At 51.2% G+C, this 23,394-nt stretch carries 21 protein-coding genes; all 21 read left to right on the top strand.

Annotated elements, in window-relative coordinates; genetic code table 11:
• The first annotated feature begins 17 nt into the window (after window positions 1–17).
• Window positions 18–1,070 carry a polysaccharide biosynthesis/export family protein gene (locus QF669_02925; protein MDP6456398.1) on the top strand — a complete coding sequence of 351 codons (1,053 nt, stop codon included), beginning with the start codon at window positions 18–20 and terminating at the stop codon, window positions 1,068–1,070.
• Between the two features lie 60 nt (window positions 1,071–1,130).
• Complete coding sequence (locus tag QF669_02920) at window positions 1,131–2,438, top strand: Wzz/FepE/Etk N-terminal domain-containing protein (protein MDP6456397.1); 1,308 nt, start codon at window positions 1,131–1,133, stop codon at window positions 2,436–2,438.
• Window positions 2,407–3,837, top strand: a complete 1,431-nt coding sequence (locus tag QF669_02915; protein ID MDP6456396.1) for an O-antigen ligase family protein — start codon at window positions 2,407–2,409, stop codon at window positions 3,835–3,837. The genes QF669_02920 and QF669_02915 overlap by 32 nt, the downstream gene beginning before the upstream one ends.
• Window positions 3,838–3,850: 13 nt before the next feature.
• On the top strand, window positions 3,851–5,041 hold the full coding sequence (locus QF669_02910; GenBank protein MDP6456395.1) for a glycosyltransferase family 4 protein: 1,191 nt from the start codon (window positions 3,851–3,853) through the stop codon (window positions 5,039–5,041).
• 12 nt (window positions 5,042–5,053) lie between these two features.
• On the top strand, window positions 5,054–6,016 hold the full coding sequence (locus QF669_02905; GenBank protein MDP6456394.1) for a sulfotransferase: 963 nt from the start codon (window positions 5,054–5,056) through the stop codon (window positions 6,014–6,016).
• Window positions 6,013–7,053, top strand: coding sequence for a hypothetical protein (locus tag QF669_02900; protein MDP6456393.1), 1,041 nt, complete (start codon window positions 6,013–6,015; stop codon window positions 7,051–7,053). Before QF669_02905 ends, QF669_02900 begins: the two co-directional genes overlap by 4 nt.
• Window positions 7,040–8,272, top strand: coding sequence for a hypothetical protein (locus QF669_02895; GenBank protein MDP6456392.1), 1,233 nt, complete (start codon window positions 7,040–7,042; stop codon window positions 8,270–8,272). The genes QF669_02900 and QF669_02895 overlap by 14 nt, the downstream gene beginning before the upstream one ends.
• Window positions 8,273–8,440: 168 nt before the next feature.
• A complete protein-coding gene (locus tag QF669_02890) occupies window positions 8,441–9,688 on the top strand; it encodes a glycosyltransferase family 4 protein (protein ID MDP6456391.1) in 1,248 nt (415 codons plus the stop codon).
• A complete protein-coding gene (gene wecB / locus QF669_02885; protein ID MDP6456390.1) occupies window positions 9,685–10,758 on the top strand; it encodes a UDP-N-acetylglucosamine 2-epimerase (non-hydrolyzing) in 1,074 nt (357 codons plus the stop codon). The genes QF669_02890 and wecB overlap by 4 nt, the downstream gene beginning before the upstream one ends.
• 248 nt (window positions 10,759–11,006) lie before the next feature.
• Window positions 11,007–12,407 carry a sugar transferase gene (locus QF669_02880; protein MDP6456389.1) on the top strand — a complete coding sequence of 467 codons (1,401 nt, stop codon included), beginning with the start codon at window positions 11,007–11,009 and terminating at the stop codon, window positions 12,405–12,407.
• 110 nt (window positions 12,408–12,517) lie between these two features.
• Entirely contained in the window at window positions 12,518–14,104 is a 1,587-nt protein-coding gene (locus tag QF669_02875) for a hypothetical protein (protein ID MDP6456388.1), read from the top strand.
• Window positions 14,105–14,225: 121 nt separating this feature from the next.
• Window positions 14,226–15,488, top strand: a complete 1,263-nt coding sequence (serS, locus tag QF669_02870) for a serine--tRNA ligase (GenBank protein ID MDP6456387.1) — start codon at window positions 14,226–14,228, stop codon at window positions 15,486–15,488.
• Window positions 15,489–15,543: 55 nt separating this feature from the next.
• Window positions 15,544–16,290, top strand: coding sequence for a lysophospholipid acyltransferase family protein (locus tag QF669_02865; GenBank protein MDP6456386.1), 747 nt, complete (start codon window positions 15,544–15,546; stop codon window positions 16,288–16,290).
• Window positions 16,287–17,480 (top strand): DUF2851 family protein, encoded by a 1,194-nt coding sequence (locus QF669_02860; protein ID MDP6456385.1) that lies wholly within the window; start codon window positions 16,287–16,289, stop codon window positions 17,478–17,480. The genes QF669_02865 and QF669_02860 overlap by 4 nt, the downstream gene beginning before the upstream one ends.
• Window positions 17,481–17,966, top strand: coding sequence for a D-glycero-beta-D-manno-heptose 1-phosphate adenylyltransferase (gene rfaE2 / locus QF669_02855; GenBank protein ID MDP6456384.1), 486 nt, complete (start codon window positions 17,481–17,483; stop codon window positions 17,964–17,966).
• Between the two features lie 46 nt (window positions 17,967–18,012).
• Window positions 18,013–19,854, top strand: coding sequence for a LysM peptidoglycan-binding domain-containing protein (locus tag QF669_02850; protein MDP6456383.1), 1,842 nt, complete (start codon window positions 18,013–18,015; stop codon window positions 19,852–19,854).
• 39 nt (window positions 19,855–19,893) lie between these two features.
• Window positions 19,894–20,181 carry an HU family DNA-binding protein gene (locus QF669_02845; GenBank protein ID MDP6456382.1) on the top strand — a complete coding sequence of 96 codons (288 nt, stop codon included), beginning with the start codon at window positions 19,894–19,896 and terminating at the stop codon, window positions 20,179–20,181.
• Window positions 20,182–20,314: 133 nt separating this feature from the next.
• Complete coding sequence (locus QF669_02840; GenBank protein ID MDP6456381.1) at window positions 20,315–21,199, top strand: S1/P1 nuclease; 885 nt, start codon at window positions 20,315–20,317, stop codon at window positions 21,197–21,199.
• A 37-nt stretch (window positions 21,200–21,236) separates the two neighbouring features.
• A complete protein-coding gene (gene xseA / locus QF669_02835; GenBank protein MDP6456380.1) occupies window positions 21,237–22,487 on the top strand; it encodes an exodeoxyribonuclease VII large subunit in 1,251 nt (416 codons plus the stop codon).
• A gap of 25 nt (window positions 22,488–22,512) precedes the next feature.
• Window positions 22,513–22,740, top strand: a complete 228-nt coding sequence (gene xseB / locus QF669_02830) for an exodeoxyribonuclease VII small subunit (protein MDP6456379.1) — start codon at window positions 22,513–22,515, stop codon at window positions 22,738–22,740.
• A 3-nt stretch (window positions 22,741–22,743) separates the two neighbouring features.
• The coding region (locus QF669_02825) for an NAD(+)/NADH kinase (GenBank protein ID MDP6456378.1) at window positions 22,744–23,394 on the top strand (651 nt) is incomplete at its 3' end.

Below are 23,394 nucleotides of genomic sequence, written 5' to 3'. Positions count from 1 at the left end.
TTGAAAGCGAGGTCAAGATGAAGCAGCGACCAGATACTGAACGGTGCTTTACGGAGCGGCGGAAGAGATTCATACTATTTTTGCTATTGGCGGTTTGCATCAACGGCGCGGCAACTGGACAGACTTCCGGCTTCTTTCGCCCATTCGGCGAGATGGACACCAAATTCGAAGAACCACGCATTGAAGAGGAAGCGCTGCTTAAGTTGGGAGAGTTCACACCGGTGGAACGTCCTATCAATCCAGATGAGTACGTTTTGGGTCCCGGTGACGTGCTGGGGGTCAACATTGTAACCGCTGAAAATCTCCTCTTTACCCTGAGGGTCAATCCTACCGGAGATCTTCTGATTCCTACGGTAGGCATTGTAAGGGTCGCCGGTCTTACTTTGAGCGATGCAATCAATTCTATCCGGGAGTTCGTCATTAAGAATGCCTACCGGAACTCTATTGTGGACGTGACACTGGTGAACGTTCGCACTTTGCGGGTACTAGTAGTGGGTGCTGTTCAGGATCCGGGTTTTGTACTGGTGACGGCGGCAGATCGCGTAACGGAGGTGATTACAGAAGCAGGCGGCCTGCACAAATACGCTGATGAGGAGTCTATAAAGGTGATCCGGCCTGATAGTTCAGTTCAACCCATTTCCCTGAAAACGTTCTTGTTGTCGGGCGATCTGGAGCAGAATCCAACTTTACGGGAGGGGGACTGGGTGGAGGTGCCGTTTCTCGAGGATTATCGTCCCGGTTCAGAGGAGTTTACTACCTACAACGAAAGTGCAATACTGGTAACTGGATTCGTGAAGCGCCCGGGCGCCTTCCGCTATTTCCCGGGTTACACCGTTCGTGACTATATCGGCATGGCTGGCGGCGTCCTTGAAACGGGAACCGTTAGAAAAGTGGAGGTATTCCGCTCTGATAAACCGATGAATCTCGGTTTTGCAGACTTTGTCAGGCCAGGTGATACGATTTACATCCCGTCAAATATTAAATATATCTTCTTCGGTAAAGGGAGTATGATTCAGATCATCTCGGCAACTGCAGCCATGCTGCTGACCTATGACAGACTTACTCAGTAGTGAAGTGATGCGTTACACAGGACACTCTCGAATTTCGATCCGTAAGAAAGGTTTCTTAGAGTGAAGGATCTGACCCCGCACGAAGAACGCGTACTTGCCATTGTTCGGAAGTATCCGCAGATTATTCAGGACAGAGCAGAGAGAGAAAAAGTAGCTCAAGCTCACGGGATGACCGAGAAGACGCTTCGGAATCGGCTGGCCGACCTGAAGCGATACGGGGTGATCAGCGTAAACGGCATTAGCAGAGACGGTTCGCCTGGCGACGAAAAACTCGCAACTAACATCGAAGCCCTATGGCGACGGAAAAAGCTGGTTATCTTCAATACGTTATTCTTTGCTCTGGTTTCCGTAGCGGTGGCGTTTCTCCTCCCAAAATGGTACAAGTCGCAGGCTGTGATCATCTCAGCTGGCGTGGGTCAGACGCCAGATTTCCTTTCAGCCCTTTCAGGCCTCCCCATGGGTAATTTCGGTCTGAGCGCTCTGAATGAGGATATCACTAACTATGTCGCCATCCTCGAGAGCAGGACAGTGAATGAACATATGGTGCAACGGTTTGATCTGGTGGAAAGATACGATGTAAAAGATGTGGAATTTGCACTGGAAGCCTGGACAAAAAATGTAGAACTGGAAGCTACTGAAGAGGGTGCGCTGATAGTCAGTGTGCTGGATAAGGAACCTGAAACAGCTCGCAACATGGTGAACGTCATGCTACAAGAGCTCGAAATCATGAATCATTACCTAGCTACGCAGAAAGGGAAGTTCAATCGACAGTTCCTTGAAGAAAGACTAAAACAGAACAGAGATGATCTAGCGCGTAATGAAGAGTCGTTGCGGCAATTCCAGAAGCGGTACGGCGCCGTAGAGATCCCGGGCCAGGTGCTAGCGGGGATCGAAGCCTATTCCCAGCTCTATGCCCAGAAAGTGGAAACTGAGGTTCAATTTAAAGTTGCTCAATCGACGTTACCTTTCAATGATCCGAAGACAAAACAGCTTGAAATTCTTCTCAAAGAACTGAATAGTCGGCTGGAAAGCATGATGTCCGGTTCAGATGAAAAATCAGTTCTACTCGCCTTTGAAGATGTTCCTGATCTCAGCCTGAGATATGCCCGTCTGCTTCGGGAAGTGGAAATCCAGAACCAGATCATGCAGATCATCCTTCCTCAATATGAACAGGCGCGCATGGAAGAGAGCAAGAATGTCCCTTCGCTGCAAATCATCGATGAACCGCAGATCGCTCTCAACAAGACAAAACCGCGCAGGGGTTTGATCGTAATTGCCGCGACACTCATGGCCTTCATGCTGTCCTCATCTTTCGCCATAATCGAATACCGCACGCGTGAGATTAGATCACGCCTTAGATCGCTCTAACACGACCGCATTCCATCCGGTCACCATTCTTTGCCTGTTACTACTGCAGGCCGTCATAGTTTATCTGGGCGTCTCAATCCATCCGCTGCTGATTCTGGGAATCCCGCTGGCAATCTTCTTGCTCTGGTGGGCCATTTCCCATCCTGAGTTTAGCCTTATCCTCATGACTCTCACGGGAATCATCAAAGGGTTTCTGGAGGAGAGTGTGCCCATTCTCGCGCTTGTCGATTATACACTCCTGTTGACTGGCGTTGTCTGGCTGGGCGCTACAAAAGCCGTTATAGAAGGCAGGTGGAAAGTCCCGCATTGGAGCCGTAAAGTTCTGTACTCATTTTCCGTTTTTTGTCTCCTGCTTGCATTCTCAGGTTTCTATACACCATCGCCACTTTACGGCTGGATAAAAATCGCCAGCTACTGCGTCTTCGGTATGACCCTTTTCCTGGTCCCCATTGTGCTGGTGAAAACGTGCCGTGATTCAGTGAGAGTGTTGAACTACTACAAGGTTTTGTTGCTGATTGTGGCGTTTGGACTGGCTGGTGCTCTTCTCTATCTTTTCCTACAGGGGGGGCTTAAAACATATCTCATCCGCGTCAGTGTTTTGGGAGCCAACCCGATTCCCATCAGCCGCAATCTGGCCATTCTTGCCTCCATGCTGATCGTTCTTGTTTTGCGCCAGGGTGGTCTATCTCAGTTATCATGGATTCCCTTGCTTCTAATTACTCTTTTAGGACTCGTCTCAACCGGTTCACGGGGGCCGCTGCTGAGCCTCTTTCTGGGTGTAGTGGTGTACACTGTTTTTTTTGAACCCCAAAGAAGATTGAAACTACTATTATATTCTCTTCTCGCTTTCGGGGTAGTTCTGGTATTATTGCTGTTACTACCTGAGAGCCTCACGATGCGATACCTTCAGGTGCTTGAAGGTGACGTTGTCGTGGTTACCGGCGGCGTAAAACGGATGAGTACAATCGCCATGCGGCTGGAGTTCTGGCAGATGTCCATAGCATCGTTTCTTGCGGATATTCGACACATGTTGTTCGGCATAGGATCAGGTGGATTCAGTTCCCTTTTCATCTGGCGCGATTTCAAGTGGTATCCCCACAATATGTTCATGGAAGTGACGGCTGAACTGGGTCTGTTTGGTCTGATTTCATATTTCACATTTCTTCTTCTGGCAGCGAGGACGATCCTGAATTCGAGACCGCACCAGGGCTTTTCGATCCAGACGTCACTTTGGCTGGTTGCACTGCTGGTGATGTTCTTTGCGGCGCAATTTTCTGGTGATCTTAATAACAATCGTGGCTTCCTTCTGTTGCTTGCCATGGCAATGACTTCGGCAAAGGCGGATGAGGCGTCGGCCGAAAATCGATTCTCGAATACTGGGCCTCGAGTGCGTGCTTAAAATGGACACAACGGTGGATAGATTCAAATCAGCTGTCTATCTATTACCCAAGATTGATTTTTTCAGTCAGGGCGGTAGAGGGCGAGTGACGCACGCCATCGGCCTCGGCAATGGTCTGGTGCGCAACAACCTGAGGGTGACAATGATATCGGGGCCGGGGCTGGCACAGTTTCAGCTTCGACTGGAGCGTGAGATCAAGATCGTTGAGGTCGGGGCACCAAATCGGAAAGCGAGAATTATCTCAAGACTCGTCTGGCCACTGAAACTGTACCGTCGCCTCAGAAAGCATCTTGAAAACAGCGATGGTAAATTGATTATCACGAGATATGCTGTCGGCAACATACTGTTGCAGCTTTTGATGACGCGGGGCTTGCTTGATAATCACACCCTGGTCCTTGAGGTGAACAGTCTCGCCTTCCATCAATACGCTGCCCTGCCGCAGCTGATCAGAGCATTGATCCTCAAGATTGAGATTGGTCTTCTCAACCGTTTTGATGTTGTTTATGCGGTATCCGAGAATCTCCGAGGTGATCTATTGGCAGGGGGATTGACAGTCCCTGCTGTTGTTGTTCCCAACGCTTCAGATGCCTCACGGTTGGACATGCTCGCTGACAACGTGGATAACGCTCCTGTCCGCTTCATCTATTTGGGTCAGTTTCATAATTATTACGATTTTGATTTTCTAGTTTCAGCTTTCCTGAGACTTAAAGAGACGAAACCAGATACAGAGCTACATTTATGGGGCGGGGGCAAGCTTGCAGATACTATCGAAAGCCTTGCCAAAAAAGATGACGCCATCCGGCTCCACGGTAGGTTTAACGAGAATAACCTGCAAGGTCGCTTTAACCCTGCCAGCGACATTTTTGTGCTCCCCTCCCGACCCGGAAGCGCGGCTGAGATCACCTCCCCCATCAAACTTTTCGAATACATGTCATACGGTGTGCCTGTTCTAGCGGCTGAGGTTGGTCAAATACCGGAAATCCTTGAACACGGCAAGACAGCCTATCTGTATAATCCTCACGATCTCGATTCGCTGGTATCTCTTATGGCGAGCACAGTCGATAATCGCGCGGAGCGAAAGACAGTGGGTGAGTGTGCCCGGGAAGAACAGCTTAATCATCATACATGGCAAGAGAGAGCGGCAACCCTCTTGTGGGAGATTGGTAGCCGGACCGCAACAGACAACTTAACGCTAAAAGCTTAAGGATCGTTTCCCGTGGATAAATCCTCCGAACAACAGTCAGATTTCAACAACTTGGTCTTTATTGTCGGTGTTGGCCGGTCGGGTACCTCTCTGCTTCAGGCGATGCTGAATACGCACTCAAAAATCGCCTTCCTTCCCGAGATAAACTTCTTACGCCGCTTTCTGATGACAAATGCACTGGAAGTCCTGAGAAAAGGCAAAGGTGAGCAGGCGCTCAAACAGCTTCTCCTGTCTGACCGCTGGCTGACGCGGCTGGGCCTGGATCTGAGTGAAATTCTCGGGAAGATCGAGTTTGACGGTCAACCCGTTTCGCTCGCCATTTATAGCAAGATTCTGCGAACTTGGCTGGCGAAAGAGAAAAAAGTGATCATAGGGGACAAGGACCCGCGCAGCATTGAATTTCTGCCGCAGTTGCACCGCCTGTTTCCAGAAGCTTCAGTTATTCATCTCTACAGAGACCCAAGAGATGTTCTCCTTTCCAGGAAAAAAGCTCAGTGGTCGAAAAACCGATCGATCTACAATCATCTTTTTGTGAACACGGTTCAGCTGAAGCTGGCGCACAGGCAGATAAAAATATTTGGCTGCCGCGCGATAGAAGTAGCGTATGAACAGTTGACCACTTCCACTGAGGAAGTGCTGCGGAGCATCTGTACCTTGCTCAACGTCGACTACGAAAGCGGTATGCTCGATTTTACCGAGTCGGCGCGGAAGCTTGTTTCGGCGGAGGAGATGCAGTGGAAGAAAGAGACTCTCGCTCCTTTGACGGGGTCGAGTGTGGGACGGTGGGAGAAGGATTTGACGGCGTGGGAAGTGGCGCTTGTGGAGAAAAATGTGTGTGCCGCCTTCAGTCATTACGACTACAGTGTGAGTAATCCGTCGATCGGTCTGGTAAAGCGGGTGCTGGCTGGCGGAGTAAGCATAGTCGTTGCCGTCGCTTCATCTATCTATGTGTGGTGGAGTTCCCGTAACCCATGAAGGTGTTGCACAACTATTCAGTGCATTATGTCACTATAAATGGAGATGCGATTCTTTCGCGGCGGAACAGAGTCTACCTCTACAGCCACCGATCTTCCACCATTGAAGAACTCTTCTCTCTGAAACACAAAAGCGTATCCCAGCGGTTGTTGAACAGGGGCCCATTCGAACGTCTGCTGAGGCTGGAGGTCAGTCATATCCTTGCACTGGATGATGGGTCGATGCTGATCTTCTTTGACGGTCGCATCCTGAAAGTGAGAGACGGGCATATTATGGTCGACTATTTGATTAAGACTTGCCGGACGCCGCTCAACGTTTTCCATGATCCGTCAAGAGGTGTTGCGTGGGGTGACTACGTGAGGCCGCGAGAGGCTGGATGTGCACATATCTATCAATCTGACGACCAGGGGAAATCGTGGCGACAGTCCTTTACTTTCGATGTCGGGCAAGTGCGTCATATTCATAACATCGTTTTCGATGAATTCAGAAATCACTACTGGATTCTCACGGGCGATTCAGATGCCGAATCGGGTATCTGGGCATCGGGAGATTTGTCCAGCGTGATCCCCGTTTTGCACGGCAGGCAGGCATACCGGGCAGTTTCTGTTATCCCTACAGCGGAAGGTTTGATCATCCCGACAGACAGTGAACTTGAACCGAACTTCATTCAGTTCTATTCTCATGAGTCTAAGGAGGTTCAACAGGTGCATCCGTTGACCGGCAGCGCTCTCTATGCAGGTCAGGTTAACGAGTGGATGTTTGTCACCACAGCGTATGAACCGAGTCAGGTGAACCGTCTCAAACGTGCTGACCTGTGGTATTCCAGGAGTGGATCGCGCTGGCAACTGCTAACCTCGTTCAGGAAAGATCGCTTGCCTGTCAAATACTTCCGCTATCCTGTTATCAAGATTCCGTCTTACGAACCGGATTACAGTCAGGATACTTACTACTTCTCCACCAGGAGTGTGGACGCTGGACAGAACGTCTTGATCTACAGTGGCCAAGAGATAACGGACGCCTGGAATGAACAGTCTTGAGCGTTTCATATACAATCGGGTAAAATATCACCCGCGCCTGAAAAGAGTTCTCGTTGATAGTTACCAGCGACTGTTTGCTCTTTTCCCGGTACAATCTCTTGAGACGGATTATGAAATAGTGGTTCGTGAAGGATTCTATTACGGCTTCCACGATAAGTGTCCATGGTCGCATGACGACAGCGCACTGCTGGCGCATAGATTTGAAGATCCGCTCAGGATGCCGGGGCCCGATGACAGCGTGGAGGTAGGCTATTTTTCAGGCAGCGATCAGACGGATTTCCAGAAGGTTGGCCGGACGCGAACGTGGAACTGGCAGCAGGGGTCGATGCTGCAGTGGTTCGGCAATTCTGATACCATCCTCTTCAATAATCTGCAAGACGGTTTTCATACAGCCCGCATTGTGGATATGCAGGGTGCGCCGGTGCGCGTACTTTCCCGTCCGGTGGCGGCTCTCACTCCTGACGGAACGCGAGCCCTCAGTTTTAGTTTTGTCAGGCTTCAGCAGAGTGCTCCTGCGTACTGTTATGCCAACGGCGAAGATCTTCACGCTAATCACCTTGCGCCGGATGAGGATGGACTCTTTCTGATGGACACTCAGACAGGCGAAGCTGTAAGACTGTTCACGCTGGGCGAATTGGCCGCCACGGATCCGCTTCCCAGTATGGAGGGTGCCTATCACTACTTTTCTCACTGTCTCTTTTCTCCCTCAGGGAAACGATTTGCCTTCTACCACAGGTGGTTGACGCCGCTGGGAGTCACCTACACAAGGATGTTCACTTCGGATTGTGACGGCCATGACCTTTTTGTATTTCCCACTGACGGTACCGTTACACACGTCGCCTGGAAAGATGACCAGAAGATCATGGCGTATGCATTCACCGAGCGGGACGGTAGCCACTACTATCTGTTTCGTGATCAGAGTGATGAATACACAATTGTTGGACAAGACCAGTTCCGTTCCGATGGTCATCCGCAGTTCTCTCCCGACGGCGCAAGCTTTGTAACTGATACCTATCCTGATCGGACGCGGTCACAACGGTTGATTCTATATGACATAACTGAGGCGAAACGGTCTGACCTGGTCCGGCTGCGGTCACCCTTCGCATACCGTCATGATGTCCGCTGTGACCTTCATCCGCGCTGGAACAGAGAGGGGACGGCCATCTCATTTGATTCGGCGCATACGGGTGTGCGGGCCATGTGCACGCTGATACTCTAGGCGAAAACGCCCCCTTCATTAACATGTTAACTGTAATCAATGGCATAATTTCTCTGGCGGGAATTTCCGCTCAGGGATAAGTTCTGTCTCAATTCTGCCGCAAAGATGGTTGCAACCCGGTGAGACTCGTAAAGTGAAAAATTTCACGCCACACATTCGGATGACGACGTGCATCAGGAAAAGCTCACAATTCTGGTTCTGACCCACTATTATCCTCCTGAAATGGGTGGTGCCGCGGCGAGGATTCACGGTCTTAGTCGATGGCTGGTAAACTACGGGCACCACGTGACCGTCATCACCGGCTTTCCCAACTATCCGGCCGGCGTCATGGCCAGTGCCTATAGAAGAAAAGTTAGACTGAGGGAGGAGATGGAGGCGGTGACAGTTATCAGAACCTGGGTGCACGCCTCTTCACACCGGAACAGTTTCGGTCGCCTGTCCAACTATCTTTCGTTTGCTGTTTCATCGATCTTGACTGGTATCACTCTTCAACGTCGTTATGACGTTATTCTGGCTTCATCACCACCCTTATTCACCGGAGTTTCCGGACTCATCCTCTCACGCATCAGGCGGATCCCTTTTGTCTTTGATATCCGTGATCTCTGGCCCGATGTTGCAGTTGATTCAGGTGCATTTAGATCAACCGATCTCTTCGTCAGAATCGCCCGTAAAGTGGCACACCTGCTCTACCGGAAGGCAAGCCATCTGACGCCGGTGACACGGAGCAAGTGTCAAAAGGTTGCTCTTGAAGGGGTAGATCGCGAGAAGATTACTCTAGTTTCCAACGGCGTCGATCTTGACATGATTAATACGCGGAGAGCGACAGATTGGAGAAGAAAGTTCAATCTGGAGGGGTGCTTCGTGGCGGCATACACGGGACTCATCGGCATCGCCCAGGGGGTAGGTGTCATAGTGGCGGCGGCTGATAGACTCCGTCATAACGGTAACATTCATTTCCTTATCGTTGGCGACGGTGTGGAGCGCAACGCATTAATTAAGAGAGCCGCTGAATTGGCTCTGGAGAACGTAACCTTTGTTTCCAGTCAGCCGCGGGAAACGGTGCCGGCCATTCTTGCTGCTTCCGACCTGGTTTTGGTCCCCCTTGTGAGCGGTAAACTCATTGATGCCGTTCCCTCCAAGCTGATGGAGGCGTGGAGCTGCAGAAAGCCGGTGGCGCTGATAGCCGGTGGTGAACCGGCTGAACTCGTCAAAGAGGCAAGTGGTGGCGTGGTTGTTCCTGCCGGGGACTCGGAGAGACTGGCACAAACAGTCACTGATTTGTGGCATGATGGCAAAGTCCTTGAACAGTACGGTGACAACGGTTACAGCTATGTGTGCAAACATTTCGACAGGAGAAACCTGGCCAGGGAAATGGAGACTGTATTGCTGTCGGTTTCGGGTAGGCAATCCAGATGAAAATTGTCCACGTCGTCGGCGCCCGGCCTAACTTCATGAAAGTTGCCCCTGTCTGGCGAGCTATCGACCGGGAGATCGGCTGCCGTCAGATTCTTATCCATACCGGTCAACATTATGATGTCAATATGTCGGAACTGTTTTTCACCGATTTGGCACTCCCTGAGCCGGATTACTACCTCGGTGTCGGTTCGGGGACGCACGGTGTTCAGACTGCGGCCGTCATGCTCGCCTTTGAAGAGGTTATCATGGAGCTTAAGCCGGACACGGTTTTGGTTTACGGTGATGTCAACTCTACGCTGGCGGCTGCCCTTGTCTGTGCTAAGCAGACGATTTCCGTCGCTCACGTAGAGGCTGGGCTCAGATCCTTCGACCGCAGTATGCCCGAGGAGATAAATCGCGTCCTTACGGATCAGATTGCGGATTTGCTGTTCACACCATCAGAAGATGGTGACCAGAACCTGTTGCGAGAGGGTATTGAGCCTGAGAAGATCCACTGTGTGGGCAATGTCATGATAGATACACTCATTTCTCTTGAAGGGGCCATCGCCAAAGCGAAAGTCGAGATTCCGTCAGCTCCCTATCTGCTGGTGACACTGCACAGGCCGTCAAACGTAGATAGCGAAGGCAAATTAAAGAAGATCATTGCAACGCTCGCCGAGATAAGTGAGGAAGTAACGGTCCTTTTTCCTGTCCATCCAAGAACCGCTGACAGGATTTCTGATGCTGGTTCGAAACTATCGCAAGGGAAAAACTTTCAACTCCTTGACCCCCTCGGTTACATTGACTTTATCGCCCTGGAGAAAAATGCCGCTGGTGTCATCACAGATTCGGGTGGAATACAGGAAGAGACCACATATCTCGGTATCCCCTGTCTGACAGTCAGGGAGAACAGTGAGCGGCCGGTGACGGTGACCGTGGGGACCAATACCCTTGTAGGCAGTGATATGAGTCTGCTTAAGGAGGAGGCAGGGAAGATACTCTCAGGCGATGGCAAGACAGGCAAGATCCCGCCTCTGTGGGACGGTGAGGCGGCAAAACGGATTGCGGCCATACTGAAAGAACACCAGTGACTATTCAGCGGCTGAAATAACTGTCGCAAAGGAAAGCAAAAACTCTTGACAACGGTTCATATATCAACTAAATTGAGCAAAAAGGAGGAGTGCTTATAGACATTTGCTAAAGGGTTTTCAGTTAAAAGCAGACATTAGATAGTCGAAAACAGACCTTTAGCCGATGAACAAGACGCTCCTTGAGATGCCGAATGTGATCCAGCGCATTCGGTTTTTTATTATTTACCCGTATTTTTGTCTATAGAGCCATGTTGAATCTCGATTTCAAGCGGAACTATAAATACTGGCTGGTGGTTGTCACGCTGCTGTTTGTGGATGGCGTTGCCGGCTGGCTGGCGTTTTCGCAAACGATTTATCTGCACTTTGCGGCTGACTTTAATGCCACCACCGTTTGGCTACTGTTCCTACTGTTGCAGACGGTTTGGGTATCCCTTTTCTACCTCAATGGGCGCTATCGCGTCGATCCTACGCTGTCGCGCTTCGAGGAGATTCAGACTCTTTTTAAAATTACTTTGTTTATTGCCGTAGTCTCTGTTATCGGCAACGAATTATTTCCCGTGACTGAAGGAATCCCCAGTAGCGCAATATTGCAATACTGGTTTTTCTTTATTGTCTGTTTGACGTTGGGGAGACTTGTGGTGCGGCAGATCCAGAAGATCCTGATGCGCAAAGGTTACGGCAGGAAAAACACTCTCGTGGTGGGGATTAATGAGCGAGCCAGAAGAGTGGCCCTGCAACTTGAGAACGGCTTTCACGGCTACAACCTTGTGGGGTTTATGACGCCCGATGAGAATGGAGATAAAACAGCAGTGGATGAGGGACCTGTACTGGGGTCGATCAAGTCTCTTGAAGAGGCCATTCAGCGGTATCATGTGAGCGAAGTGGTCATAGCGCTGGAAAAGCCGAACCACGATAAGCTGCTGGATATTATCACTATAGCCAACGGTGCCCCCGTATCGCTTAAGATCATACCTGACATGTACGAGGTAGTGAGCGGCCTGGCAAAGACGGAGCAGATTCAAGGTGTGTCGCTTGTGCAAATTCACCCGGAGGTTATTTCGTTTCCGGGAAAGATATTGAAAAGAGTGATAGATATTGTTATAGCGCTCCTCGTACTTGTACCGCTGTCCCCGGTCTGGGTTGTTTTTGCCCTCGCTATTAAGATCGATTCACGCGGACCGATCTTCTACCGCCAGGAGAGGGTGGGATTCGAAGGTCGACACTTCATCGCGTACAAGTTTCGTTCTATGGTGAAAGATGCTGAATCGATGACAGGTCCGGTCTGGGCCAGGCACGATGATCCCAGAGTTACCCGTATGGGAAGATTCTTGAGACGTTTCCGGCTGGATGAAATTCCTCAATTCATTAACGCCCTGAAGGGTGATATGAGTGTTGTAGGCCCGCGGCCGGAACGCCCCTATTTTGTACAGAAACTGATGGATGAATTTCCTTTCTATTACCGGCGGCATAAGATGCGACCCGGCATCACGGGGTGGGCGCAGATTAAACACTCTTACGATTCATCGCTGGATGATGTACGTCAGAAACTGAAGTACGATTTCGCCTATATTGAGAACTACAGTCTAACTCTCGATTTTCTTGTCATGATCCGGACTGTAGGGGTAATGTTCCTGGGGCGGGGGCGTTAGATTCTTCCATTCTGAAGCCGCAAGTCAGCCTCAATTTCCTTTTTGAAAAAACAGTAACCCGCAATAGCTTTTTCCACATCCAGCCCCATTTGTGGAGCCAGTGCCGACAGATGCTGTCAATTCTCAAGCAAAAACAGTTCAGTAAACTTATTCTCTTGATGACGTGGTTCTCCTCGCTTCAATTGGCGGGACAGGTGATGATTCGCTCGAATGCCGTCAATCTCTATTCAGTCGAGAGGAACGCGATTGTCGCAGGCGTTGCGGATCGATACCTCTCCAGCCGATTCGATCACGAGTGGCGGCAGTCACTATCTGACGGTAGTCCTGGACTGATAACGTCAGTTGCCGGCGACAAGTTGTTGCGGCAGGAACGGCTGAAATGGTATCCTGAGATCAGAGTACGCGCCGCACTGAATGGCGGTGATCTGAGAACAGAGGGGGCTACCGTGGATGCTGCACCCATCGTTACTACTGCGGCTCACTACCGGCTTCCGTTTCTTACCCGGCTCGGATTAGTCACCTGGATGCGTTTCGAAAAACATTCGGTGGTAGGTGCTGAATCTCTCTCGCCATTTGAGTACGATTTCAGCCGCCAAAAAGAGGCGGGAAGAGAAAGCTTCCATAACAGTGATTCCAATTGGGTGGAATACGATATAGGCGATGCCGGCGTCCATCTAATCCATCCCGGTGGCGAAATTACCTTTGCCAAAAGTAATCCCATCTGGGGAACGGGATATTCCGGACAGCTCTGGCTATCGGACAAGGCGCCCAGCTTTCCGCTGCTCAGCCTGAGGCATCGGTTTGGCGACAGGTGGCTGTTCTCCTTTATGCACGGCTCCCTCAATTCCACCTTCAGGGACTCCACATATTTCGAACTGCATCCTGTCAAAGGGGGGCTCCCCATGATCAGGAAATACAGTGTGGCGCATCGACTCGATTTTTTCTTGCGTCAAAATATCCGCCTCGGCTTTGGTGAGTCAGTAATTTATGGTGGTAGGAGTGTCGAGATGAGTTATATGCTCCCCTTCCTTTTCTACTGGTCTGCTCAGCACGATTTGAGTGACTCGGACAACCTGCAGATGTTTCTCGATTTTGAGGCCATCGGCAAGAACAGGGGGCGCCTGTACGGTTCTCTTTTTCTGGATGAGTGGGATTTCATGAATACTTTCAATCAAGAGAAGAGCCACAACTGGTTGGCCTATCAGGTAGGGGTCACCGTCCTACTGCCGCTGTTTCCGTCGTCGGTCCCTCTACTGCGGGCGGAATACACCCACCTGTCGCCGTACGTCTATGTCCACCGGAGTAAGATCAACACGTTCGAACATCACGGCTATCCGCTGGGCTTCTGGTCAGGTCCCAACTCGGATTCGTTCTTTCTGGGGGTGGAGGCGGCGCCGTCGGACAAGTTGTGGTTTCAGCTTTATAGTGTCATTTCACGCCGGGGGGAAGTGACGGAAGAGACAGTTGAGCGCCAGTATAACAGAGAGAGAATCGACTTTCTCTACCGGACGTACAGCGGTGCTGCAGAAAGAAAAACAGTCCTGGGTCTCCGGGGTGATCTTCTCTCTTCCCGTCCAATACGCATCAGATTTGACTTCTCCTATCAGATTTGGGATCAGCATCTTTCTCTATCTTCCCTGCAGCGACAGAACAGGTCAAAGCTGGATGGAATCGTGGAAGTATCTCTCGGCTTCTGATATCCCGTTTCAGGGTGGAGAGACTGTTCCGCCACGTCACAGCAAATGGGATAGAAATTTCGCACGCTGGAACTTAACTTTAAGGTCTACTATCTTAAGCATAAAAGCATAATAACTGTCCATGATTTCACTGAAGAGAATTCGCCGCGATCCCGATGCACTGAGGACCGCCGTCTCTCAAAAAGGAGAATCTGTCAATGTTGAGCGAATTCTGGAATTGGACGCTGAGATCCGGGGAATAATACAGGAAGTTGAGTCTCTTAAGGCGGAACGTAACCGGGCCAGCGATGAGATCAGTAGACTCAAGCAGGCGGGCGGCGATCCGGACGATATTGTAGGAGAGATGAAGAACCTTTCGGCAACCATCAAGACGCAAGATGCAGCTCTCAAGGATTTGAGAGAAGAATTGAATGAACTGCTGCGCTGGGTTCCCAACTTTCCTCACCCGTCAGTCCCCGTCGGCGCAGATGAATCTGCTAATATTGAAGTGAGGATGTGGGGTGAACCACCTGATATGGACTTCGAGCCGGCTGATCATCTTGAATTGGGGCGCTCCCTGGGGATTCTCGACTTCGAGCGCTCATCGAAAATATCAGGTTCAGGTTTTCCACTGTTTATGGGCAAGGGGGCTAAATTGGAGCGTGCACTGGTAAACTTCATGATGGAACACCACGCCAGCCGCGGCTACAGCGAAGTCTTTCCGCCGTTTCTTGCCTCCCGCGCCGCCACCGAAGCTACGGGTCAGTTGCCGAAGCTTGAGGAAGATATGTATCTGTCAACTGAGGACGATCTCTTCCTCATTCCCACCGCTGAAGTTCCCATCACCAATATTCACCGGGACGAAATTCTTTCCTGTGACCAGCTGCCAATCCGGTATGTTGCTTATTCTGCCTGTTTTCGGCGCGAAGCCGGCTCATACGGCAAGGAAACACGGGGTCTGCTGAGGGTGCATCAGTTTAACAAGGTGGAGTTAGTTAAATTGGTGGAAGGTGGCAATTCCTACGACGAGCTGGAATCTCTGACTGAAGACGCGGAATCGATACTGCAGGCGCTGGGAATTCATTACCGCGTCGTATCTCTGAGTTCAGGTGATCTCAGCTTCGCCGCAACAAAATGTTACGATCTGGAAGTGTGGGCGCCGGGCGAAGAGCGGTGGCTGGAAGTCTCCAGCTGCAGCAATTTTGAATCTTTTCAGGCGCGTCGGGCCAGCATCCGCTATCGAAACAGAGAAGGGAAGTTGGAGTTTGTCCATACTCTCAACGGATCGGGGGTTGCTACCCCCCGGTTGATGGTGGCTCTATTGGAAAGTTGCCAGACGGAAGAGGGGACCGTCATGATCCCAGAGGCGCTTCAGCCTTACACAGGTTTCACTGTTCTGAAATAGGTAGAGATGAGATCTCATTTTCGTTCAGTCTCCGGAAAAGCGATAGGGTAACCCATTGCTTCAGGCTGTTCTCTTCATAGTAGTCTACATTCTGGTGACAACGGTACTGGGAACTACGGCTATCGTTATCGGTATAGTCGATTTAAGAGGTAAAATGATTGCTAAACTGGCACGGCTGTGGGCAATGATTCTGCTGGTGGTGAGCGGCATACGCTACCGGGTGACCGGGCTTGAATATCTCGATCGAAGGGAGAACTACATCTTTGCTTCAAATCATGAGAGTTCTTTCGATGTTCCCCTTGTTTTTGGCCTGCTGCCTTATCATATTGTATCCATAGCCAAGATTGAGCTGAAGAAAGTACCTATTCTCGGCTGGGCCATGATGGGTGCTAGGCACATATTCGTCGATCGACATGATAGTAATCGGGCCGTAGTGTCGCTCAAGGAGGCGTCGAATTCTCTGGCAAGAAACCCGCGTTCAATTATCCTGTTTCCCGAGGGGACCAGAAGTCCTGATGGTGAAATCCATCAGTTCAAAAAGGGGGGGCTCGGACTGGCACTAGATCTCGGTATGGCCGTTGTTCCGGTGGCACAGTGTGGCACAAGAGACGTCTTGGCAAAGAAATCTCTATGGCTGAAAGAGGGGGAAGTTGAGATGCGGTTGGGTCGCCCTATCGATCCCAGTCTTTGGCAAGGTAAGAGCAAGAAAGAGTTTGCCGACCATGTGAGAACCGAAGTTGTCTCTCTTAAGAACGGCTGGCTGGCAGACAACGCACCACAATCGGGTACGGCAACGGCGTGATTTTCTTTACTCCTTCGCTCCAAACCCGCTCCTCTATCTCTTCTCCTGCTCCTTCCGTCTACGGATCTGAGGACGAGATTGTAAAGTGGTGGTTTGCCAATGGTACAGGCCGCCTGTCTACCACTGATGCTGTGCCGGTTTACGTTTTCGATGCCGGCAATGTCAATCCTTACGACGGTCCCGATATCAGGGGGGCCACCGTGCTGCTGGGGTCACAACTCCTGACGGGAGATATTGAATGTCATCTGCGGGAGAGAGGCTGGTCTGAGCACGGTCATCACAGGGATCACCGCTACAAGAATGTGATACTGCATCTTATTGCAAAGTGCGGCAATGAACGTGAAAAAACCGTGGCAGGACTGTCTGTTCCGGCCGTTGTGGCACAGCTCCCGCTGCGGGCGCCTGTGTCGCTTCCTCTCTGTCAGCTGGGAGAAATAGAAGCTGAAAATGTTATCACAGATAGACTCAAATCGCTGGCTTACGGCAGATGGGTCAGTAAGGTTTCAGACATGGGGACGGCGCAGCGCCAAGCCGGATCCCCACAAGCGGCTTTCTACCGCGCAAGTTTTAGAGCCTTGGGGCTGAAGGGGAATGAGAGTCAGTTTGCTGACCTTGCGCAGCGGACGTCGCTGCAGCAGTTACGCCGGTGTGGAAGTGTAGCAGAGATAGAGACCGTCCTGCAAGTGCAGGCGGGGTTATGTAACGACGGAAAATTGTCCCAAGCTTATGCGGAGAGTGGAGCCGCGGTGGCGCCAGAAGCGTGGCATAGAAAATCAATTCGTCCGGCGGCCAGGCCCGAGGTGAGACTTGCGTTTGGTGCTGTTATTGTATCTCATCTTCTGACGGGGTGGCGGCCGTGGTGCGACGGTTCTGCTCCCAGTGTAAAGGATCTTGTGCATCGATTTGGCGACAGCTTGCCCGGCAAGGGGTGGTGCGGGGAGTGGCTCGGGAATGTAATCCTGCCGTTTCGCAGCGCCTGGGTGCAGCAGAGGCAGAGTTATGCCACATCCCTTTTTGAGAAGTGGTTTAGTATCAATCTTAATTACAGCTATGCCCAACTGTGGCGCCACTTTGCTTCCCTCCTGCCGCGCAAAGTGCTGACCAACTTCGGGGCGCAGCAGGGCCTTCTTGTCCTGCGTGAGCGTTACTGTCACCCCGATCTTTGTGAATTCTGTCCCCTGAAGAGTTAAGTGGCGATTCTGACTCATGAAGATATGGCCGCCCGCGCCGCTGAACTTCAGGGCGACGGCAAGACAGTTGTATTCACTAACGGCTGTTTCGACCTGATCCACCGCGGTCATATTGAACTGCTGAAAGCGGCGAAGTCCGCAGGGGATGTTCTCCTTGTGGGAATCAATAGTGATGGGTCGGTGAGAAAACTGAAAGGGGCGGGACGCCCCGTTATCGCTGAGGAAGACAGGGCTGTCATCATCGATGCGCTCGCCATGGTGGATCACGTGACCCTATTCGATGACGATACACCGTTGTTGCTCGTGACGAAGTTGAAGCCTGACGTTCTGGTTAAAGGATCGGATTACGGTGAAGATGAAATCGTGGGTGGAGCGGAAGTGATTTCCTGGGGCGGGCGCGTGGTGAGGGTTCCGCTCTTAGAGGGACGGGCCACACGCTCAATCATCGAAAAAATCGTGGTAAACGCTGGCGGGGAAAAGAGTTGACACCTCGTTTCCATTTCAAGTAAGTTCGCGCGCGGATTTTAGAGAAATGTTGTACGGAAAAGAGATACTACAGCAAGTGGGTGTGGCCATTGTCGTCAGCGCATCAGTCTGTCTTGCGGCGTTTCATCAGGGCGATGCTGCATCTGATACAGTCGGGACCGGAGAGACAGGAGTGGGATCTGACCTCATTCCGCTCAATGAAAACGGCAGTCTCAACGGAGTCAACCGTTTCCCTCTTATTCTGTCGGATGTAAAGAGCCTCTATGCAGAAGCGATGATTGCCGACCAGCACGGTGATTCGCTGGAAGTAATCTACCTCATCGAAAAGATTGTCGAAATGTTGATGGAGGCTGAGCAGCTGGGGGAGATGTCCGAAGATGACCAGGAGGAGTATGACCGGTTTGAAGAGACACTCCTCTTTTCATATGAAAATCATTTCATTACTGTGGATAAAACAGAGACGCCCATCGCCATGGCGAGTCTGAAGGAGGAGTTGTCCCAGTATCTGCGACCTCTCGAGATTGAGGTCAACGGCTCAACGTTTCAGGTGATCGATGACAGGGACGGGCATATTCCACTGGTTCTCAACAGCAGGGTAGAGAGGGCAATCAAGTTTTTCCAGACTAGAGGTAAGCCGAGTTTTGATGATTGGTTGGCACGGTTTCCGGTCTACAAGGATCTTATAACGGGGATCCTCGATGAGAATGAACTTCCTGAGGAGCTGATCTATCACGCCATGGTGGAGAGCGGTCTGAATCCGAGAGCCTATTCGAGAGCTCATGCGGTGGGAATGTGGCAGTTTATCTCTTCCACGGCCAAGCTGTACGGACTGGAGCGGACCTGGTGGATCGATGAACGGCGCGATCCGGTGAAGTCTACCGAATCGGCAGCCAAGTACCTGAAAGATCTGTTTATCGAATTTGATGACTGGTATCTTGCTCTAGCGGCCTACAATGCAGGTTCCGCCCGCGTCCACCGTGCGATTCGTCTCCACCAGACGCAGGACTTCTGGAGGCTCAATTCACTGCCTCGTGAAACTCGCAACCATGTGCCGACATTTCTGGCGACGGCCATCCTCACCAGAAATCCAGAGCAATACGGTTTCAAGCAGCCGACGGCTTCTCCGCTGCAATTTGATGAAGTTGAGATAGAGAAGAGCGCCGATCTTTCTGTGCTGGCGAGATGCGCCGGAATCTCTGTGGAAAATTTGAAATCCTTTAATCCGCAGTTGCGGCAGTTTGCCACTCCACCCAACGGAAGCTACAATTTGCGAATCCCCAAAGGCAAGAAAGAAACCTTTGTGGCCGCCTTTAATTCCTTAGATGAGAATCAGAGATTTGCGCCGCAGTACCAGGTTCACATCGTGAAGAGGGGAGAGAATCTGTCATACATAGCGAAGAAATATCGTGTCTCTACTCACAATATTGCTTCTGTGAACAAAATCAGGAATTATCACCGGCTCCAGATCGGACAGAAGCTCACCATTCCTGTTCCCTCTTCCGCACGCACTATCATGGCGTCTGTTGCTTCTTCAGGCGGGCAAAACACCACCAGGTATATTGTGAGAAAGGGTGATACTCTGGGTCACATTGCCATGCGCTACGCAACCAGCGCCCGGCGTATTCGCCAGCTGAACAGATTGCGGTATGGCGATTACATTTTTCCGGGTCAAAAGCTGGCTGTCCCCGTGGGATCAGCGCAACAGACCACCGGGAGCAAGGGGGGATTCAACAAGGAAGTTTATACTGTTCGTTATGGGGATACCCTCGGTCAAATTGCAGAGAGATATCGTGTACCGTTGAGCAAGGTACGCCGCTGGAACAACATCAGGAATAGTGACTTTATTTTACCAGGTCAGAAGCTGGTCATTTATATTCGGCAGGGATAGAATCGGTTTGTGAACAAGTGATGAATGGAGGAAAGAACTGTGACAAAAGCTGAGATTGTCAACACCGTGGCCCACGCCACCGGACTTACCAAGGTGGAGACGGAAACGGTTATGGAAGGTATTATGACAACTATTATTTCGGCCCTCAAACGAAATGACAGGGTTGAACTGAGAGGCTTCGGTACTTTCGGAGTCAAGAAGCGGGATCCGAGAAAAGCAAGGAACCCGGGAACTGGTGAGATCGTCAATCTGCCTGAAAGATATGTACCTACCTTTAAAGCTTCCGGTCTGGTCAGAGCAGCTGTTAACGATGCTCTCATGAACTAGGAGATTATCTGTATGCCGTGTGGCAAAAAGAGAAAGAGACGCAAGATTTCCACTCACAAGCGGAAAAAGCGTCTGCGCCGAAACAGACATAAAAAGAAAATCAAATAGCCGCTGGTTTGACCGCCTGCGGGGGATGAACCCTATCCATTCCATCCGTACCGTTGCTGTTTTATCCCTGTTGCTCATTCCCGGGATAATAAAGGGGTGGGGATTCGAAGGTCACAAGTTGATAAATCGCCGGGCTGTGGAACAGCTGCCGCAAGAGATAGGTATCTACTTTAGCAAACATGTGGACTATGTTTCCGTCCATTCTGTCGATCCTGACCTGTGGCGTCTCGATCCTATGAACTACCCCGAAGAAAGGCACGGTCATTTTATTGATACCGATCTCTATGACCGTTACCCTTTCAGAAATATCCCGAGAGACTGGCAGCTGCTGGTAGATAAATACGGCGCAGACGAGGTGAAACAGTGGGGGACAGCCCCGTGGCGCATCGAATCGTACTTCAATCGGCTCGTAGAGGAGTTCACTGCGGGTGAGTGGGAAGAGTCGTGGCTCACCGCCGCGGCACTCGGGCACTACGTCGCAGATATTCACATGCCGTTGCATACGGTTGATAACCACAACGGTCAGCTTACCGGCAATGAAGGTGTTCATAAACGGTGGGAGAAAGATATGGTTGATCTATATCTTCTGCAGCGGGTGAATACGTACGGCAAGTTGTTCTCCGTGGAAGAACCCGTTGAAGTGGCATTCAGGATTGTAAGGGAGTCTTACCGCTGTCATAAGCGCATCCTGAGGGCCGATTCCCGGGCGAGGAGAAGTGTGCCGGAGGATATAAGAGGTAAGATTGCTGACTTGGATTTTTCCCTTGAAGGGACGCCTTACCTGAAGATACTTTATAGAAAGAGCGGGAAACTGGCTGAGAAGAGGATGGAGCTTGCAACACTGCGGGTTGCGTCATTCTGGTATTCGGCTTGGCTGAAGGCGGGTAGTCCGTCTCCACCGCAACCGTAGCTGTTTATCAGGAGGCATTCGATCCGGGAATTGGCATATGATTGACGATTTAATAGAGAGTTCTTCGGTGACCTCAGCCCAGGTCTTTTCTGTCTCTCAGATTACAGCCGAGATCAAAGCGTTGCTGGCGGGGGCGTTTCCAGCCGTATGGATAGAAGGGGAGATTTCTAATTTCAAACATCACACCTCGGGCCACATGTACTTCACGCTGAAGGACGAAGGTGCGGAACTGAAGGCGGTTATGTTCAGAGGGCACAACCGGTATCTCAGATTCACCCCAGAAGACGGGATGAAAGTGCTGGCGCAGGGAGACATCTCTGTTTACGAAGCACGAGGTGTCTATCAGCTTGTGGTGCGGCAGATGGAGCCGGCCGGTCTGGGGACTCTCTACCTCGCTTTTGAGGCTTTGAAAAAGAAGCTCGCTGAGGAGGGACTTTTTGATGACGAGAGAAAGCAGCCCCTTCCGTCTTTCCCCTTTTCCGTCGGTGTTGTCACGTCGGGATCCGGAGCGGCGGTTGAGGATATCAAGAATGTGCTATCGCGGCGCTCACCCCATGTTGAGGTGATCATACGTCCCACCAAGGTGCAGGGGGAGGAGGCAGCTGATGATATCGTGGCAGCGGTGAGACAGTTGACGGTTTCCGCAGGCGTCGATGTACTCATCGTTGGGCGGGGTGGCGGATCGATGGAGGATCTGTGGTCATTCAACGAGGAAAAGGTGGCTCGAGCTCTGGCCGACTGCCCTATCCCCGTCATCTCGGCCGTGGGACATGAAACAGATTTCACTATTGCCGATTTTGTGGCTGATCTGAGAGCACCTACGCCGTCAGCTGCGGCCGAACTGGTTTCACCGTCAAAGAAGGAAATCATCAGTTTCCTTGATGAGACAGGCAGGCGGTCGCGCGAAGCGATGCGGTCAAGACTGCATACTTTGTGGCAACAGTTGGACGCCGTCACTTCACGTTACGGTTTCCAGCAGCCGGGCGTACTTATCGATCAGAAACGGCAGCGCCTGGGCGAGATGAGTGATCGGCTCTCGCAGCAGATACAGTTCGTGCTCAGTATGGAGCAATCAAGATTTCAGGGAATGAGCGAACGGCTTTTGGCTGTGAGTCCGCGGAGCGTTCTGGCGCGAGGATACTCGGTGGCCTATAAGCTGCCGCAAAAACAGGTGGTGAATAAAGTGGAATCGTTCGAAATTGGCGAGAAGTTTGGACTTCTGATGTCAGATGGCGAAATTGAGGCCGACGTAAAGAAGATTAAATCTGACGGTCCCGACAGCAGTTGATCTGTCAGAAAAAGGACAATTGATTATGGCAAAGAAGAGCGATATGAGCTTCGAGCAAGCTATGACCCGGCTGGAAGAGATCGTGAAACAGCTTGAAGATAGCGCAATTTCTATCGAGGAGAGTTTGGCGCTATTTGAGGAAGGAACCGAGTTGACAAAAATGTGCCGTTCAAGGCTGGAGGAGGCAGAGAAAAAGATCATAGTCTTGACGCAGAATGAGGGTGATGGAGACGATAGCGAGTTGGAATCCTAAGTAATGAACATCGGAATCTGGGCCAACACCAGTAAACAGTCCTTCTGGGATCTTCTACCAGAGGTGCTGCCATGGCTTCAGGATCGCGGACAGGAAGTCTATCTCACGCAGAGAATCGAAACTCTCTGGCAAGAGAAGCAGAGCCATCACTATTCCGTTATAGAGTCGGCGGACGATTTCTTGAAACTGGATTTCCTGTTTGCTATGGGGGGAGACGGCACCATCCTCTCGGCGGCCAGGGCCGTGGGCGCGCGCCAGACGCCCATTCTGGGGGTTCATCTGGGCGGCTTTGGATTTCTGGCGGAAGGGACGGTGGAGAATCTCTATTCGCGCCTCGAATCAGTTATTGAAGGGAACTATACTACTTATCCGAGGATGGTGATTTCGGCAAAGATTGACGATGGGAATAAAGCCGTAACCGCCCTGAACGATCTCGTCATTGATATAGGAGAAGGCTTCCGTCTGATGAAGTGTTCACTCTACACCGGCGGGCGGCTCGTCACTTCCTACTCGGCGGACGGTCTCATCATTTCGACCCCTACCGGCAGCACGGCCTACAATCTCGCCGCTGGCGGACCCATCATAACACCGGTACTTTCCCTCTTTACGGTGACCCCTATCTGTCCCCACACACTGTCATCACGCCCCATCGTG

This window comes from Candidatus Neomarinimicrobiota bacterium (genome assembly GCA_030743815.1).
In the GTDB taxonomy this organism is placed as follows: Bacteria; Fidelibacterota; Marinisomatia; order Marinisomatales; family S15-B10; genus UBA2146.
Note: the sequence above shows the minus strand (reverse complement) of the source record. Positions and strands in the feature narration are given on the sequence as shown.